Below are 16065 nucleotides of genomic sequence, written 5' to 3' on the forward strand. Positions count from 1 at the left end.
CGGCGCTCCTCGATACACGCGGCCCACCTCCGCCGCAACGGTCGTAGGATGCGCGAACCGGGCTACAAGGGCGCGTGATGATCGATGAAGATCGCAGCCGCGGCGCATTCACTCCGGCCTTGCAGCGGTGCGTTCAGAACGCACGCTCCCATTGCAGGCTGAGCAGGCTGCGGTCATGGCTGTACAGCCAACCGACGTTGCTGTCGATGCGGGCGTAGCGCAGGCTCAGGCTGGGCACCAGCCCGCCCACCGCCAGCCGCTCGCTGCGCACGATGGCGATCAGGTTCTGTTCGTCGTCCTGCCTGCGCGCCTCCAGCAACGGACTCCAGGCGTCATAGTCACGGTGACGCAACGACACGAACACCGTGGCCGTGGTGCCACTCCACTGGCGCGCCGCGCCCAGCCGCAGGCCGCGCTGGCGGTAGCCGTTGACCGGGTCGGCTGCGCTGCTGTCGGTCAGGTCCATGCCCGCGAACAGGGTCCAGCGCGGATTGAGCGCGCGGAACCAGGTGGCATACAGCGCGGCCAGTTCGCCATCGTAGTTGTCGGCCAGGGCCGACCGCCGGTAGTGCTGGCGCTTCCAGTCCGCCTCCAGCTTGAGCAGGCTGCGCCCGTCCAGGGCGTACTGCCACTCGCCGTGCACGCCACTGCCGCCCTGCAGGGCGTGGTTGCCCAGCGCCTGGAAGTCATAGCTCGGCGCCAGCTGCAGGGTGTGCCGTGCACTGCGCCAGCTGTAACCGGCCTGCACGCTGGCGTTGAGTTCGTTGTATGCACTGTACCCGCGCCATGCCTGGCCGAACGCCAGCCCACGCACGTAAAGCCCATGATGGCCGGCCAACGCCCAGCGCCGTTCCAGGCTGGCGTCGTAGTCCAGGCCGGTGGCGCGCTGCGCCTCGGGCAGCGTGCGTTCGATCAGGCAGGTGTCGCCGACGACGAACAGGCAGGTGCGGCTGGCCGAACTGCGGTTGATGTTGTCGCTCCATGCAGGCCCGGCGGCGACCGCCGCCTTCCAGCGCCTGCGTGCCTGCAACGCGTCCAGATAGCTGTCCACGCGAGCGCGGACACCTGCGGTGGCCGGATCGTTGCTGTCGATACCGGCCTTGATTGCACCGAACAATGCCACCGCCTCGCGGTCGCGCTGGTCTTCGGCATAGACGCGCGCCAGTTCAAGGCGGGCGGGCAGGAAGTCCGGCTGCGCTGCCAGCAGCGCTTCGTACTCCTGTGCAGCGCGCGGATGCTCACCGGCCACGCGGGCCAACGCACCCTGCGCGTAGTGGCGCAGCAGCGGATCGTGCCCCGGTAGCTCGATGTATTCGGCCAGGAACGCCGCAGCGGCCGGCCACTGCTGGTGCTGCAATGACAGGTAGAGGGCCTGGCCGAGATCATCGACGGTGCGCTCCACCCGCACGGTCTGGCCGTCGATGGTGAGCGTCGGCCGTTGCGATTCGGCCTGCTGCAGGCGCTGCTGGTCCTGCTGCTGGTGGCGCAGTTCGCTGCCCTGTTCGAGCACGCGGCGCAGATCGTCCTGCTGGGCGCGCACGTCGGCGGCAACCAGCAGCAGGAACACAAGGAAAATGGGGTGGCGCATGGTCGATCCGTGGCGGTGCATGCAGCGGGCCGAAGCAGGGACTGGCGGATCGCGGCTTGTCCCTGCCCTGCCCCGTCAGGGGCGTGGCAATCAGTTCTTGCTGCCGCCGAAGGCGGTGTCGTACTGGCTGTTGCCGGCGAACGTAGCGATACCGGCCAGGGTGGCGGCGTTGGCGCCGAAGAACTGGCCCTGACTGTTGCCGGTGACCGAACCGTTGGCCACAGCGGTGCCGGCGAAGGACGCATCGGCGCTGTTGATGTTGGCGTTGATCGCCAGGGTCTGGCCACCACCGGTCAGGCCGCCGGTCAGCTTGCCGGTACCGAAGTTCGCGGCGAAGGTGCCGCTGAGCAGGTTGCTGCCGTTGAACTTGTTCAGGCCGGCCACCGCGTACGTGGCGGTGCCGCTGGGCAACGTGGTGCCCGCACGGTCGCCAGCGAAGTACACCTGGCGGTTGTTGAAGCCACCCGCGGCGCCATCCTTGGACCATTCACCGAACCACACATCGCCACTGCCCACCTTGACGAAGTTGAAGTGGCCCATGCCGGCATGGTTGCCGGGGGTACCGGTGATCGGCATGGCCAGCGTACGTACGGTCACGTTGCCCACGGTGGTGGGGGCCGAGTATGCGGCCAGGCCCTGGAAATCGACCGGCTTGGCGTTGGAGACGGTGCCGACACCGATGCCGGCCTTGCCGGCACTGTGCGGGCCGCCGTTGACTTCGGAAGCACCGACCTTGACGTACAGCTGCGAATCGGTGGCCGGGCTGGCCGCACCGACGATGTCGGCAGCCTGCGCAGCACCGGCCAGGGCAAAGGTGGCGGCCACGGCCAGTACGGAACGGGAGATCATCTTCATGGAACTACTCCTTGGGTTGAGGGAACTACGGGTACAACAACGGAAAAGGTCATCAGAAGCGCGCGGTGACACCGAGCTTCAGCGTGCGCCCTGGCGCCGGCAGCGTGGAGCGCGTGGCCGGGTCGACGTAGTAGCGGTTGCCGAGGTTGGTGCCGACCAGCTCGACGCTGGCATGGTCGTTGATGCACCAGCGCGCGTAGGCGTCGACGGTGGTGATGTTTCCCCAGGTGAACGGCACGTTCTGCCAGATCAGGCCACCACTGCCGGCGTACAGGCGGTCACGGTAGGCCTGCAGGTCCGGGTTCTGGTGGCGCTGGTAATGCACGATGCGGCTGCCCAGCTCCAGGCGCTCATCGAACAGCCGGGTGCCCAGCGACACGTTCACCGACAAGCGGGGAATGGCCTGGGTCAGCAGGTAGCCACTGACGAAGCCGTCCTGCACGCAGTTGGGCACCTTGCCGGCGAGTGCATCGAGCTGCACCGCCATGCTTTCGTCACAGGCCTTGTTTTCCAGCGTGCGGGTGATGCCCAGGTCGGTGAAGAAGCGGCGGTTGTCGAACCGCGCCTGCAGCTCCACGCCGCGGATGCGCTGCTTGTCCAGGTTGTCGAACAGGAAATTGCCGTCGCGCTCGATGACGTTGCGGGTCTTGTGCACGTAGTAGGCCAACTTCACGTCGGCATCCGCGGTGTTGCCGAACAGCGCCGACAGGTTGTGCACGTAGCCCACTTCGTAGTTGTAGGCGTGCTCGGGCTTGAGCGGGTACAGCGGGTTCAGGCTGCTGGAGAACGCGATGGTGCTCTCGAACATGCTGGGGAAACGCACCGCCTCGCTGTAGCGGACGTAGGCGCGCGCATCGGGCGAGAAATGCGCGGTGGCCGAGAAGGTCGGCAGCCAGGCATGGTCGCGCCTGCGCTCATTGCGCCCGGACACCGTCTGCGGCCGCCCGCTCTGGATGCTGCACAGGATCTGCGCACCCTGCACCGGCAACAGCCCGGGAATGGCCGCCACCTGGCCATTCAGGCAGGGGTTGCTGGCACGGCTGTAGTTGCCGTCCGCATCCGGCAGCCACGGAATGGTGTGGTCCACCGCGACCGGCGTCTCATACCTGCTCAGCAGGCCCTTCAGCAGATCATCAACGATGAAGCCCATGCCGATGCTGTCCCAGAACGCGCGCTGCGACTCGATGGCGTCGATCTCGCCCTGCAGGCTGGCCGGGCGTTCGGGCAGTTCGTTGACGCGGTAGCGGGCCTCCTTGGGGAGCACCGAGGTGGTCATCAGTTCCGGGTGGTCCTGCAGGAAATCATCGAAGGCCCAATAGCGCGCGTAGCGCACACCGGCACTCAGGGAGAGGAAATCCGCGGGCCGCCAGTCCAGCACCAGGTAGCCTTCGCCTTCCTGGCGGCGCCCCGCGCACGGATACATGCGCCAGCCATCGCTGACGCCGAAGTACGGGTCCGCCGAGCGCAGTTTCTCGAACTGCCAGTTGCCGCCCACGGTCAGGTCCAGGGTGGAATGCAACGCGAAGCGGTTGCTCAGGGTCAGGCCGGTGCGGTCGTTGCGGGCATTGGCCAGCGCGGTATTGCGCAGGATCGGGCTGCTGCCGGGGTTCCAGTCGGGGTTGCTGGCAAAATTGGGGAAGCCGCCAGCGGTGTACGTATCGCTGGTGGTTTCGGTGCGCCACAGGTTGGCACGCAGGTCCAGCCAGCGGCTGCCGGCGGGCTGCCAGTGGTATTCCAGGTTCCAGGCATCGGCATCGACGCGGCTGAGTGGCCACTGGATGCGACCGTAGTCGGGCGCGGACAGGATGCGCGAGGGCATGATCTCGCCGTAGTGCGAGAGCGTGCGCCGCCAGGTCGCGCGCAGCTGCTGGTCGTCGTTGATCTGCCAGGTCGCTTTCAGCAGCCACGATTCCTGCTCGCTGGAGGTATTGGGCACCTCGTCGCCGGGCTTGAAGTAGCGCGCCAGCGTGGTGATGTAGTCCAGGCCCTTGTACTCGAACTGCTCGCGCGGATCCTGGTCGTAGTACGCCGCGCCCCGGGTGCCGGAAAAGTAGTTGCCGCGCTTGCGCCAGGCATAGGCCGCCATCAGGTCCACGTGTTCGCCACGCAGGCCCAGCGCCAGCCGCCAGGCCTGGTCTTCCCCGGCGAACACATGGGCTTCAGAACCGCGCGACTTCACCGGCACCAGCAGCGTGCTGTCGGCATACGGTGCCGAGGGCGAGCCCTGCGGGAACCCGGGCACCGTGCGGTAATCCTCGCCGGTATGCAGCTGCGGCAGGCGTGGTGCCACCGCATTGCTGCTGCCTTCGATCTTCAGCTCCCCGCCGAAGCGCTCGCCGGCAGCAACAATGTCGTCAACGTCGATGGTCTTGATCACCAGCGCGCCACCGATCCCGCTGTGCACATCGCGCACCAGCCCTGGCCCCTTGATGACCTGGATGCCACCGATCAGGTTGGGATCGATGTAGTTGCGGTTGCTGACGCCGTTGTAGCCGCGCCAGACCGTGAGCGCCTGCTCGCCACCGTCGATGCTGACCGGCACCCGCCCCGGCCCCTGGATGCCGCGGATGTTGATGTCCAGCGCGCCGCTGTTGCGCGCATCACCGCTGAACACACCGACCAGATCCTTGACCACGTCGGCCGGGTTGGAGCCGCGATAGCGCTCCACCCGGTCGCGCCCCGAGTACGCCGTGGTCAGATCCAGCGCGAACACATCATCGTAGCCGCGCCAATCGCGGGCCTCACCCCCTTCCGACTGCAGGCGACCGGCCACGTCCAGTGTTTCGGTCACCCGCACCCCCTCCCCGTCCCCTTCCCCCGCCTCCGCTGCGGCGCGCAGGCTCCAGGTGCCATCCATGCCGCGCTGCGCACGCACCCCACTGCCGCGCAGCAGCTGATGCAGGGCCTGCATCTGGCTGTACTCGCCGCTCACCGCGCTGGATCGACCGCCCTCCACCAGGTCACTGCGGAAGACCACCTGCACATCGGCCTGGCGGCCAAAGCTGCGCACGGCATCGGCCAACGGTTGTTCCGGAATGGCGTAAGTGCGCAGCGGTGCGGCCACCGCCGCTTGCGCCTGCACCACCGGCACCCAGGCCAACGGCAGCAATGCGGTGGAGATCGCCAAGGACAGGACGGTAATGCGACGATGACAGGCGGATGCCGTGGACGGCATGGACAGGAACTCCTCAAGCGGGGCGGGACCACGGGCACGACCGGTGCCCGGTGGTGTGTCTGGCTTGAGAAGAAACGCGGTTTCGCTCTGGCTATACCTCTATAGACAGCGGGGTACGACGACTGCCCACGGTTTTTTCATGTTTTTTCATGCAGCCGGTTCATGCGTGCTCCGCGGGCGCTTCACCACACCAGCAACGCACCACCGGGCAAGCGCTGCACCCGCAGTCCCGCCTGCGCGGCCACGGCGTCGATGGCCGCTTCCGGCTGCTGCAGATGGAACAGGCCGCTGACCCGCACGCGTGCGCCCTGCCCGCCCACCACCCAGACCGGGGCACGCCGGTAGCGGCCGAGATCGGCGATGGCCTGCGCGGCAGGCAGACCGTCGATCACCACCTCACCGCGACGCCACGGCGCCATCGCCTCCGGCGCGGCCTGTTGCAGCGGCTGCAGCCAGCGCCCGTCACGGAACGCCCGCACCTGCCCGGCGCGCAGGCGCTGCACGCTGCCATCGCCCGGGCGCACATCGACCACGCCCTCGCTGACTTCGGTGGTAATGGTGGCGCCCTGCATCGACACGCTGAACGCCGTACCGATATCGCGGATCTGGCCACCGCCGGCCTCGACCTGGAACGGTCGCTGCTCATGCGCCACCTGGAACCAGGCCTGCCCGCGCAGCAGCTGCACGCGCCGCTGCTGGCCATCGAACGTGAATGCCAGTGCGGTGCCGGCATCGAGAACCGCCGTGCTGCCGTCGTCCAGCCGCACCACGCGCGGCGCATCACTGCTGCGCACATCGCTGCGCGCCAGCAGCAACGCGTGCGGTGCGGCCGCGACCATCAGCACTGCGGCCGCAGCACTGGCGAGCAGCCAGGGCAGACGGCGGCGCGGTGCGATCGGGCGCAGCCCCTGCTGATCTGCGGTCAGCTCGGGCAGCGCGGCCAGCACCTCCGGCCCGGCAGCGTCCAACCGCTGCCAGAAGGCCTGCTGCTGGCGCCAGGCCCGCGCGTGGCGGGGATCGGCCTGCAGCCAGCGCTGCAGGGCTCGTTGCTGGCGTTCCGGCAGCGGGCCTGCACTGCGCAGTATCACCCAGCGCAACGCCTGCCTGGCCTGACGCGGCGAGGGTTCGGAGGTGGTCATGATTGTGGCCTGCCGCACCACGAACGGGTGCGCTTTCCTGTTGTGACAACGGCGGGCGCGATCTGCCCACGGTAATCGCCGCTCATCGACGCATTCCCTGCTGCTGTTGTTGGATCAGCAGCGCTGCGCGCAGCACATGCTTGCCGACCAGGCTCTTGGAGATTCCCAGGCGCGCGGCGATTTCGCGCTCGCTCAAGCCCAGGTAGCGGTTGAGCACGAAGCACTCGCGCGCCTGGGCCGGCAGGGCGAGGATGGTCTGGGTGATCTCGCGCAGCTGCGCCTGGTCCAGCGCCTGCGCCTCGCCATCACGGCTTGCCTCGGCCATGTCGACGGCGTACTCGGCCATGGCACGGCGTTCGCGGGCGTCGGCCTGGCTGCGATTGAGCGCGTGGTGATAGGCCATCCGGTACAGATAGCCGCGCGGCTCCAGGATGGGCGGATCGCCGGGCACGCTGCTGGCCTTCAGGTACAGGTTCTGCAGGGTGTCCTCGGTACTGGCCGGGTCGAGATAGCGTGCGATGAAGCGGGACAACGCGCGGCGCTCGCGGATCAGCAGCTCGACCAGCGCCAGGGCATTGGGAGACATAGGTGCCAAGGCCGGACCGGGGAATGATGGGCGTGATGGCGACGGTCCGGACGTGGATTGTGGGCTGCGCGGCCGCAGGCGGCAAGCCGCGGGCTCGTTCATCCACGCATGGCAGGTGCTCTGCGAACTGCAGCGCGACTGGGCCCGCTCGGCAACGGTCCCGGATTTCATGAACCTCTTCATCGCAACCGGTGGTACCGCGGGCATCCAGTTCTCGTACGATCGTACCGAGTGATGGGGTGGCGGCCCCGGTCCTGGCTGGGGCCGCCCTTTTTGGCGCAGTCGAGCGTGGCTCGACGCCACAGACAGATGGAGAACGTGATGGCCTACGCACGCATTGTTTCGACCGCCGACAACTATCTGCACCACATCAGCAACGGCAGCTTTGATGTGGATGCGGACGAGCCTGCCTCGCTGGGTGGCCAGGGCAAGGGCTTTGCGCCGTTCGACCTGTACCTGGCCTCGCTGGCGGCGTGTACCGCCATCACCCTGCGCATGTATGCGCAGCGCAAGGGCTGGGATCTGGGCGAGTTCCATGCCGAGCTGCGCTCGGAACGTGACGAGGATGGACGTTTCCACGTGCACCGCGTGCTGCATGCCAGCGCCGAGCTGAGTGATGCGCAGTGGCAGCGGTTGCTGGAGGTGGTGGAGAAGACCCCGGTGACCCTGGTGATGCGCGAGGGTGCACGCATCACCAGTGAGCGCGGGGGTGCTGCGTAACCCCATCCACGCAAGGCGTGGATCTACTGTAGAGCCAAGCCCATGCCCGGCTCTGCAAAAGGCTCAGCGCCGTGAATGCAATACGGTGCGCTGGCGCATCGCGTTGAATTCCTGCTCTACCTGCTGGATATCCTCGGCCTGGAACCCGGCCGCGTCCAGCAGCTGGTCGGCGGCGGCGGCGGCCAGCGGATCATCGTCACGCTGGCGCCAGCAGCGCGCTGGCAGGAAGTAACCCACTTCGCTGCGCCCGCGCATGATCACCACCGGCCGGCCTGCATACAGCAGGAACTCCGCCAGGTGCTGGCGCAGCCCCTCCACCGAGACATAGGCCGGGCCGATGCCCAGCGATCGGCTGGACGGTTCGGAACTTTCGAACAGCTTGCGACGGCTCATCCACTCCTCCTTATGTGCAGCGCGTGGTCTCCTTTCCCTAGACGGGCGCATCGCTGCGCCCCCGCCACGCACTACGTGATCCACATCACGCCGTCACTCAGAACCCGGTATTGAACTCCAGCTGGAACACATCGATCGACAGTGGAGCACCGGACACTTCCTTGGCCGCCATCCACTTGCCGCTGATCCAGCTGCGCGCGTCCAGCGCGTAGGCGCCGCCCACGTAGTAGCCGCGGGCGTTGGTGCCCCCGAGGTGGAAGTTCGGGTCGTTGTAGGCGTCCGGCAGCGCATCGGCCTCGATGCGCTTGTAGCCCAGCAGCGCCTGCCACTGGCCCTTCTCCTTCAGGTCGGTGGCACCGAAGGTGGCCTGCACCATCCAGGCGGTGTCGCCGCTGCGGAAGGTGTCGATGCTGGCGGTACCACCGGCGCCGTAGTTGTTGACGATGCCGTTGTTGGCGCGGCTGAACATCGCCTGCTTGTCGTAGGCCAGGTTGCGGATGTAGTCGCCATCCAGGCGCAGGCCGATGCCCTGGGCCAGCTGCGTATCCCAGCGCAGGTTCAGCGTGGCCAGGCGGAATGCCGAGGCCAGGCCGACGTACTGCGGGGTGGGCGTGTTGGCTGGATCCAGCGGGTTGCGTGCGATGTCGCGGATCAGCATCAGGGTGTTGCCCTTCTGCATGAACGCCGGGCGCGACCAGTCGGTGTCGCAGCCCACCGCGCCCGCATACAGCGCGCACGGCGAGGACAGGCGGCCGCTGATGTTCTTGAAGTCGTAGTAACCCAGCGCCGCGCGCAGCGCGTTGTCATCGTTGAAACGCCAGTTCACGCCGACCTGTGCACCGGACAGCCACTTGTTCTCGTTCGGGGTCTTGACCCGACTCTGGCTGGGCGCGCTGTCGGAGGTGTACTCCAGCGGTACCACCGCCAGATTGCCGAACAGGCCAAGGTCACCGCCGTCGAAGTCGTACTGCAGGTTGGCGGCCAGGCCATCGAAGTTCAGGTCGTTGGAGAACAGCGTATCGCTGGTCCAGAACGGATTGCCGAAGCGGCCACCGCGCACCGTCACCCAGTCCGCCGGGCTGTAGGCCAGCCAGGCCTGGTCCAGCCACACGTCCTTCTTGCTCAGGCCGCCACCCAGCTGCTCGGTGGTTGACACCGGGCCATTGCTGCTGCCGCTGGCCAGGCGCACGCCAGCCGTGGTGTGCTGGCCGATGGTAGCCTCGATGCCGAGGCGGGCGCGGATGCGCCACAGGTTGCGGCGGTCCTGGCGGGTGTTCAGCAGCGGTGGCAGCTGCAGGTTGGTGTTGGTATTGGTGTCGAAGCCGTTGCCGGAATTGATCGACGACCAGTTGCTGACGATGTCGCTGTTGCGTTCGGAGAAGAAGCGCGACTCGCTGCGCACGCGCATGTCACCGGTGACCTTGATGCGCTTGGTCCACTCAGCCACTTCGTTCGGCGCCGCCCAGCCCTCGGACCTGGCCTGCGTCATCACCTCCTGGCGCACTTCGTCACGAATGCCGTCGCGCACGCTCTGCGGTACGTACGGCACGCGCACGTCACCGGCCTCCAGGGCCACGCCACCACTGGCGGCCGGTGTCCCGGCGGCCGCGGTGTGCTGCAACGCTGCTGCTTCGGCCTGCGCCTGCACCAGCAATGCCTGGCCGTCTTCGGGTTTCAGTGCACCGCTGGCGATCAACCCCTTGATCAGCTTGACCATGGTGGTTTCGGCGGCCATCGCGCCGGCCGGGGCGGCCAGGTTGAGCAGCACGGCGCAGCACAGCAGCGCCCGTCGGGCCGGCCGCGGGCGGCGGGAATCGGTTCGTGCGCGGACGTGGTCGTTCATCACGGTTCTCATCGAATGAAGGGAAATCATGGAGGTCGGGGAATCAGGCCCCGGGCCGGCGGCCCTGGATCAGGACGCGGGCGGGGAAATCAAGCGACGGCGGCGGTGCCTGGTCGACCTTGCCGATGCGACGCAGTGCATCGAGCACGGCCGCGTCGGCCTCCTCGTTGCCACTGCCACGCACCAGCTCGACCTTTTCCAGGCGACCATCGCTGGCCAGCCACACATTCACCTGCAACTGGAACGCCAGGCGCTTGACCTTGTCGTCGCGCGAGATCGCCTGCTGCATCAGGTAGCCGAGGTAGCGCCCATAGGTGGCGTTGCCGGCACCGCCACGACCGACACCGGACGAACCGCCACCACTGCCGGACTGGATGCCGAAGTTGTCGCCACCGGCCTGCGCGTCGGCATTCATCGTCACCGGATCGCTGTTGTCCGGGGTCGGCGTCGGCTCTTCGGCCGGCGTCGGCTGATCCAGCGGCTCCGGTTCGGGCATCGCCTCTTCCGGCGGCGTTTCCGGTTCCGGCGGTTTCTCCGGCGGCGGCGGGGGTGGCGGAGGCGGTGGCGGCAACGCCAGCATCGGCGGCTGCACCACCGGCCGGCGGGTGCTTGCGGTGTCCTTGAACAACAGCCACCACAGCGCGACGCAAAGCACCAGCAACGCGACCAGCACCAGCGCGACGGTCACCAGCAACGGGCGACCACGCATGCCGGGCTCCGGCCGAGGGGGTTGATGGGCGGTCATGCCTCAGCCCTGCGCCTTGCCGGTGACCAGGCCGACCTGAGCCAGCTCCAGGCGCCGCAGCAGGTCCAGCACCTCGACCACGCGGGCGTACTGCACCTGCGCGTCACCGCGCACGATCACCGGGAAATCCGGCGTGGTCGCGCGCTCGGTGCGCAGGCGGTCTTCCAGCTCGGCCATCGTCACCGGGTAGGCATCCAGGAACACCTGCCCGCTGGGGTCGATGGTGATCGCCTTGGTCTTCGGCTTCTCCAACGCAACGCTGTTGCTGGCCTTCGGCAGATTGACCTCGATGCCGGGGATGGAGGCGTTGCTGGTCAGGATGAAGATCACCAGCACCACCAGCAGCACGTCGACGAAGGGCGTCACGTTGATGCCCTTCTCGCGCTTCTTGATGCCGAACTTCGCCTTCTGGCCCATGGCGCGCCCCTCAGCCCTGGACCGCGGCCGGGCCGCGCCCGTCCTGCTCTTCGGCCAGGCGCGCGGCGAACTCGTCGATGAACACCGCCATGTCCGCGCCGATCGCTTCGGCACGCGCCCCCAGGTAGTTGTAGCCGAACAGCGCCGGGATCGCGACGCCGAGGCCGGCTGCGGTGCACAGCAGCGCCGCCGCCATGCCCGGGGCCACCGAGTTGATGTCCACCGCGCCGGCCATTGCCGCCACCACGAACACCAGCATGATCCCGATCACGGTGCCGAACAGGCCCACGTACGGCGCACCTTCGATGGTGGTCGACAGCCAGTTCATGCGCCGCGCCATCGCTTCCTGCTCGCGCACCATCACCGCATCCATCGAGGCGCGGATCGCGGCAATGGTGGCGCCACTGAGGTAGCCGCTGTTGCCGTCGCGCTGGTGGCGCTGCTGCATTTCGTCGATGGCCACCTGGTAGATGCGCCACAACGAGCCATCGTGCATGGCGGTCGGTGCCTTGCCCTGCCGATCCATGTCCGACAGGGTGCGCAGCGGCACGCCGGACAGCTTGCCGAAGCTCTCGGTGAACACCGCATTGGCCTTGCTGGTACGGCCGAAGTGGCGGCTCTTGGCGATCATGATCGCCCACGACAGCAGCATCATCAGGCCAAGGATGGCGACCACCACCCAGGCATCGAACGGCATCGCCTTGAGGATGAAGGCGAAGTGGCTCTGGCCGGCCGACTGCTCGTCGGCACCGTAGCTGATCAGGCGTGAATCGGCGCCCTGCGCGGTGGCGTCGGCCAGCAGCAGCGCGGCCGGGCGTGCCACCCGCGAGACGCGCAGCTCATCCAGCGCACCTTCGAAGTTGGCCAGCGGCTGCGCCGCACCCGGGGCATCGGCGCCGAGCACCGGCGCGGTACCCAGCGCCGGCAGCTCGCCGCTCAGCTGGGCCACCACACGGCCGTTGAGGTACAGCTGCAACGCGCCCTTCTCTGCCGTCAGCGCAACGTGCGCCCACTGCCCTTCCGGAATCGGCTGCGCAGGCGTACTGCGCCGGCCATTGAGCTGCACGAACGGCACCCGGTTTTCGATACCCAGCACCAGCTCGTACGCGCCATCACGACGGGCGTAGATCGCCTGCGCGGCAGTGTTGCTGCCCGGCTTGATCCAGGCCGAGACGGTCAGCGGCGCACCGGCTTCCTGCGCCAGCGACGCGCTGGCGGGCAGTGGCAGCGGGCCCGCACCCAGCTGCACGCCACGACCGATCACCGCGCCTTCGGACGGCGGCACGATGGCACCGGCGTTGTTGCCGTAAGCAGTGGTGTCGCGCGCCGGCGCATTGGCCTCGGCAAAGTGGTAGACCAGCGTGTAGTCCGGATCGAACACCTGCTGGCCGTTGCCGCTGGCCGGTGCCTTCTCATTGCCGTAGTACATCCAGATCGTCTGCGGCGCGGCAGCGCTGACTGCCGGTACGTCCACCCAGACCAGGGCCAAGCCCAGCTTGGGATCGAACTGTTCGATCTGATGGGCCAGCACGGTGCGGCCATCGCCCGACACGAAACGCAGGTCGTTGCCCGCGCCCTGGGTACCGTCGAAACCGAAGTTGCCGGTATGCAGGCGCAGCAACAGCGGCGTGCGGCCCGGGTCACCGGCCAGGCCCGCGCCCTGCGGACCGGCGTCGACGGTGATCGGCTTGCGGTACTTCCATTCGGCCTGCCACCAATTGGCATCGGCCGCAGCCGCCGGCAGCGCAACCAGCGCGGCCAGCAGCAACAACACTCGGGAAAGCAAACGGTCCATGCGAAGGGTCTCCGGAGAACGCATGTTCAAGGGAAGGGTCAGTAACTGGTGCTGATGTTGAAATGCAGGCGCGGGTCGTCCTTGCGCGTGACCGGGCCATCGGCATACGGCCAGGCGTAGTCCAGGCGCAGTTGCAGGTGTTCACCCAGGCGCAGCTGCGCGCCCAGGCCGACCGAGGCCAGGTTGTACTTGTCACGCTGTTCGGGCAGCGGCTGGCGCAGGCGCAGGTAGGCTGCGTCGGCAAAGCTGTAGACACGCAGGTCGGTGCCGCGCCACAGCGACCACGCCGGGGTGCGCCATTCCAGGCTGGCTAGGCCGCCGTAGTCGCCGATCGCCTCGGCCGACAGATAGCCGCGCACGGTGTACATGCCACCGGCGGCAAACTGCTCGGCCGACACCAGCGGCGCGTCGGTCACCTGCAGCGAGCCACGTGCGTACCACTGCCAGTCGTTGCCGAAGGTGTGGGTGTTGGCCACGTCGGCCTTGAAGGCCACGAAGCTCGGATCGGCCCAATAGCGCTTCTGGCCGAAGGCAGTGGCGTCGCTGCCGTAGCCGAACAGGCGGCGGGTGCCGGCCACCAGCTGGGTATTGATGCTCAGCTGATCCTGCTCGCCCTGGCGCACGCCCACGAAGGCCAGCGTGATAGGCGCGTACTTCAGCGGCGTCTTCAGGCTGTCCTTGCCCATCTGGGTGTCTTCCTCGGTGTCCTTGAAATCCACACCAAGGCTGAGCTGGCGCCACCACTGGCTGCTGCCCGGCAGGCGGTAGTTGAGCTTGAGGCCGATCGAATGACCGTTGCCGATCACATTGGTGCCGGTGCCGGTACCGACCTGCCCACCTGCATTCAACACGCGGCTGTCGGATCTGTAGCCGGACGCTTCCAGGCTCCACGGCGTCCCTTCGAACGGAATCGTGTACGAGGCCGACAACACCTTGGCCTGTTTCGTGTCTTCCGGCGCCAGGTACACGCCGATGTTGGCGCTGTGCCCACGCTTCCACAGGTTGTCGTAGGCCAGCGACGCACTCAGGCGCAGCTTCTCGGTGTCGGCACTGTGGTCGTTGTTGAGCGCCGCACTGGCGCGCCACGGCGACTTCTCCTCGACCTGCAGGTCCACATCCATCGTGCCCGGCACCTGGCCTTCGCGCACCAAGGGCATCACCTGGCGACGTCCGCCTTCATTGAGCGCGGTCAGTTCCTTCTGCGCCTGATCGAAATCGGGCACCTTGCCCTCGGCGAGCGCCGGCACGCGTTCGCGGATGCGTTCGGGCGATTCGTGGCGGGTACCGACCACCCGCAGCTGGCCGATCGGCGTCTGCTGCACCTTCAGCAGCACCACGCCACCGCTGACCTGCTGCTCGGGCAACTCGACGTAGACCGACTGGTAGCCGGCCTGCTGGTAGAGCGCGTGGACCGCATCGCGCGCCTTCTCGACATCGGCCAGGGTCTTGCCCGGGCCGAGGAACGGTTCCACCGCACGTTCAATCTGCCGCGGATCGAGCACCGTGTTGCCGCGCACGACGTATTCGTTGATGTTCACGCTGGGCGCGGGTGCTGCCTCCTGCGCGAACAGCGGCAGCGGCATCGCGGCCAGGGCCAGCACCAGCGGATGCAGGCGCAGCGGAAGGCGAACGGCTCGGCACGGAACAGGATTCATCGAAGGCATCGCGTCGTATCGAAGGGAGGGGCCAGGGAGCGGCGCGTGGATCTACCAACAGGACGTGTACATCGCGTCAAAGCCGCCAACAGTTTTGTGACAGCACTGTCATCTTTTCAAAGCGCCGCAACGCACGCAGGCGGACCCTGCCTTGGCCACCCGTCTTCATTGCAGGACATCGATTGCTGCGGGAGATTCGAGATGTGTGAATCGTTGATGCCGGACCTGCGCGCCGCCCTCGCCCTCGCCCTGCTGCTGGCGCTGCCATCGGGTCGCGCCGACGAGTCGAAGAAGCAGGAAGAAGCTGCGCCCTGCATCGAAGTACTGGTCAACGGCGAGCGGATTCCGGCCTGGGACTGCCTGCAACGCAAGCTGGCGCCTGCGACAAGGCCGGCGAAGTCGGCGGCGCTCCCCGAAGCCGAACGCCTGATGCAGCAGCCCGGCAACCAGCTGATGCAGTACAACCTGGAAGGCACGCGGCAGCGCATGGGCGATGCGTTCGGTCGCTCGGTGGTGCCGCAGCGACCTGCGCGCTGAGTCTGCGCCTTTGTAGCGCCGAGCCCATGCTCGGCTGTCTTTGTATCCGTCGGCGAGGCCAAGCTGAAACAGCCGAGCGCAGGCTCGGCTCTACAGGGCAGCCGGCACGATGCCATCGCTCGGCACCGGTGGCAGCGTGGGCACCGCTAGGCTGCGCGACTGCCCTGCCTGGTTCAGCTCCACCGTAGTGGCACTGATGCTGGCCAGCACCGTGCAGGGCCCCAACCGCTGGCCCGGCGCGTAGGCTTCGGCCGGACGCCCATCCACCGAAAGCAGCGCAAGCGGTGCGTGGTCGCCAGCCATCACGCCCAGCACCACCACCTCGGTCTGCACTGCGCCGGGGGACAACAGTCGCACCAGCGGCAGGCTTGCCACCGCATCGAACATCGGCCTTGCCGGCGCATCGGCATGCGCTTCGCTGGCGGCCGCCACGGGCGCTACCGCAGACAGAGTGACGCCCCAGTAGGCCACCACGGCCAGCAGCAGCGTCGCCGCCAGCAGGGTCAGTATGCGATTGCGATCCCAGCGCCTGCCATCCATGTTCCGCACCATCGCCACGTTCGTCCCTGCCCACGCTAGCAGCTGTGGCTGACGCTTTTGTTTCATCATGCGGGTCT

14 protein-coding genes are annotated in these 16065 nt (G+C 67.6%); 2 read left to right on the plus strand and 12 right to left on the minus strand.

The window, feature by feature from the left end:
* Positions 1-133: 133 nt before the first annotated feature.
* From ACM0PY_RS02725 to ACM0PY_RS02745, 5 genes are all read right to left on the minus strand, one after another.
* Positions 134-1588, minus strand: coding sequence for a surface lipoprotein assembly modifier (locus tag ACM0PY_RS02725; RefSeq protein WP_134971053.1), 1455 nt, complete (start codon positions 1586-1588; stop codon positions 134-136).
* Between the two features lie 90 nt (positions 1589-1678).
* On the minus strand, positions 1679-2443 hold the full coding sequence (locus ACM0PY_RS02730) for a Slam-dependent surface lipoprotein (protein WP_134971051.1): 765 nt from the start codon (positions 2441-2443) through the stop codon (positions 1679-1681).
* 52 nt (positions 2444-2495) lie between these two features.
* On the minus strand, positions 2496-5618 hold the full coding sequence (locus ACM0PY_RS02735) for a TonB-dependent receptor (RefSeq protein WP_414609337.1): 3123 nt from the start codon (positions 5616-5618) through the stop codon (positions 2496-2498).
* Between the two features lie 182 nt (positions 5619-5800).
* Positions 5801-6757 carry a FecR family protein gene (locus tag ACM0PY_RS02740; protein WP_180884258.1) on the minus strand — a complete coding sequence of 319 codons (957 nt, stop codon included), beginning with the start codon at positions 6755-6757 and terminating at the stop codon, positions 5801-5803.
* An 82-nt stretch (positions 6758-6839) separates the two neighbouring features.
* Positions 6840-7343, minus strand: a complete 504-nt coding sequence (locus ACM0PY_RS02745) for an RNA polymerase sigma factor (RefSeq protein ID WP_134972813.1) — start codon at positions 7341-7343, stop codon at positions 6840-6842.
* Positions 7344-7664: 321 nt separating this feature from the next.
* Here ACM0PY_RS02745 and ACM0PY_RS02750 point away from each other — a divergent pair, with 321 nt between their 5' ends.
* Positions 7665-8063, plus strand: coding sequence for an OsmC family protein (locus ACM0PY_RS02750; RefSeq protein WP_005416759.1), 399 nt, complete (start codon positions 7665-7667; stop codon positions 8061-8063).
* A 63-nt stretch (positions 8064-8126) separates the two neighbouring features.
* Here ACM0PY_RS02750 and ACM0PY_RS02755 read toward each other — a convergent pair whose 3' ends face one another.
* From ACM0PY_RS02755 to ACM0PY_RS02780, 6 genes are all read right to left on the minus strand, one after another.
* The gene (locus ACM0PY_RS02755) at positions 8127-8456 is read right to left on the minus strand and encodes a hypothetical protein (RefSeq protein ID WP_005416760.1); all 330 of its coding nucleotides are present in this window, start codon (positions 8454-8456) and stop codon (positions 8127-8129) included.
* A gap of 97 nt (positions 8457-8553) precedes the next feature.
* Positions 8554-10299 carry a putative porin gene (locus ACM0PY_RS02760; RefSeq protein WP_139727178.1) on the minus strand — a complete coding sequence of 582 codons (1746 nt, stop codon included), beginning with the start codon at positions 10297-10299 and terminating at the stop codon, positions 8554-8556.
* Positions 10300-10342: 43 nt separating this feature from the next.
* Positions 10343-11008 carry a cell envelope integrity protein TolA gene (tolA, locus tag ACM0PY_RS02765; protein WP_180884256.1) on the minus strand — a complete coding sequence of 222 codons (666 nt, stop codon included), beginning with the start codon at positions 11006-11008 and terminating at the stop codon, positions 10343-10345.
* Between the two features lie 39 nt (positions 11009-11047).
* Positions 11048-11461, minus strand: a complete 414-nt coding sequence (locus ACM0PY_RS02770) for an ExbD/TolR family protein (protein WP_005409874.1) — start codon at positions 11459-11461, stop codon at positions 11048-11050.
* 10 nt (positions 11462-11471) lie between these two features.
* A complete protein-coding gene (locus ACM0PY_RS02775) occupies positions 11472-13256 on the minus strand; it encodes a DUF2341 domain-containing protein (protein ID WP_180884253.1) in 1785 nt (594 codons plus the stop codon).
* Between the two features lie 38 nt (positions 13257-13294).
* Complete coding sequence (locus tag ACM0PY_RS02780) at positions 13295-14911, minus strand: ShlB/FhaC/HecB family hemolysin secretion/activation protein (protein WP_180884251.1); 1617 nt, start codon at positions 14909-14911, stop codon at positions 13295-13297.
* Between the two features lie 201 nt (positions 14912-15112).
* Between ACM0PY_RS02780 and ACM0PY_RS02785 the strand changes: the two genes are divergently transcribed.
* Complete coding sequence (locus tag ACM0PY_RS02785) at positions 15113-15448, plus strand: hypothetical protein (protein ID WP_005416765.1); 336 nt, start codon at positions 15113-15115, stop codon at positions 15446-15448.
* A 90-nt stretch (positions 15449-15538) separates the two neighbouring features.
* On the opposite strand, the gene ACM0PY_RS02790 is transcribed toward ACM0PY_RS02785, so the two are convergent.
* Positions 15539-16000 carry a general secretion pathway protein gene (locus tag ACM0PY_RS02790; RefSeq protein ID WP_180884249.1) on the minus strand — a complete coding sequence of 154 codons (462 nt, stop codon included), beginning with the start codon at positions 15998-16000 and terminating at the stop codon, positions 15539-15541.
* Between the last annotated feature and the right edge of the window lie 65 nt (positions 16001-16065).

Origin of the sequence: Stenotrophomonas sp. BR163 (assembly GCF_047520985.2) — a bacterium.
Taxonomy (GTDB): domain Bacteria; phylum Pseudomonadota; class Gammaproteobacteria; order Xanthomonadales; family Xanthomonadaceae; genus Stenotrophomonas; species Stenotrophomonas sepilia.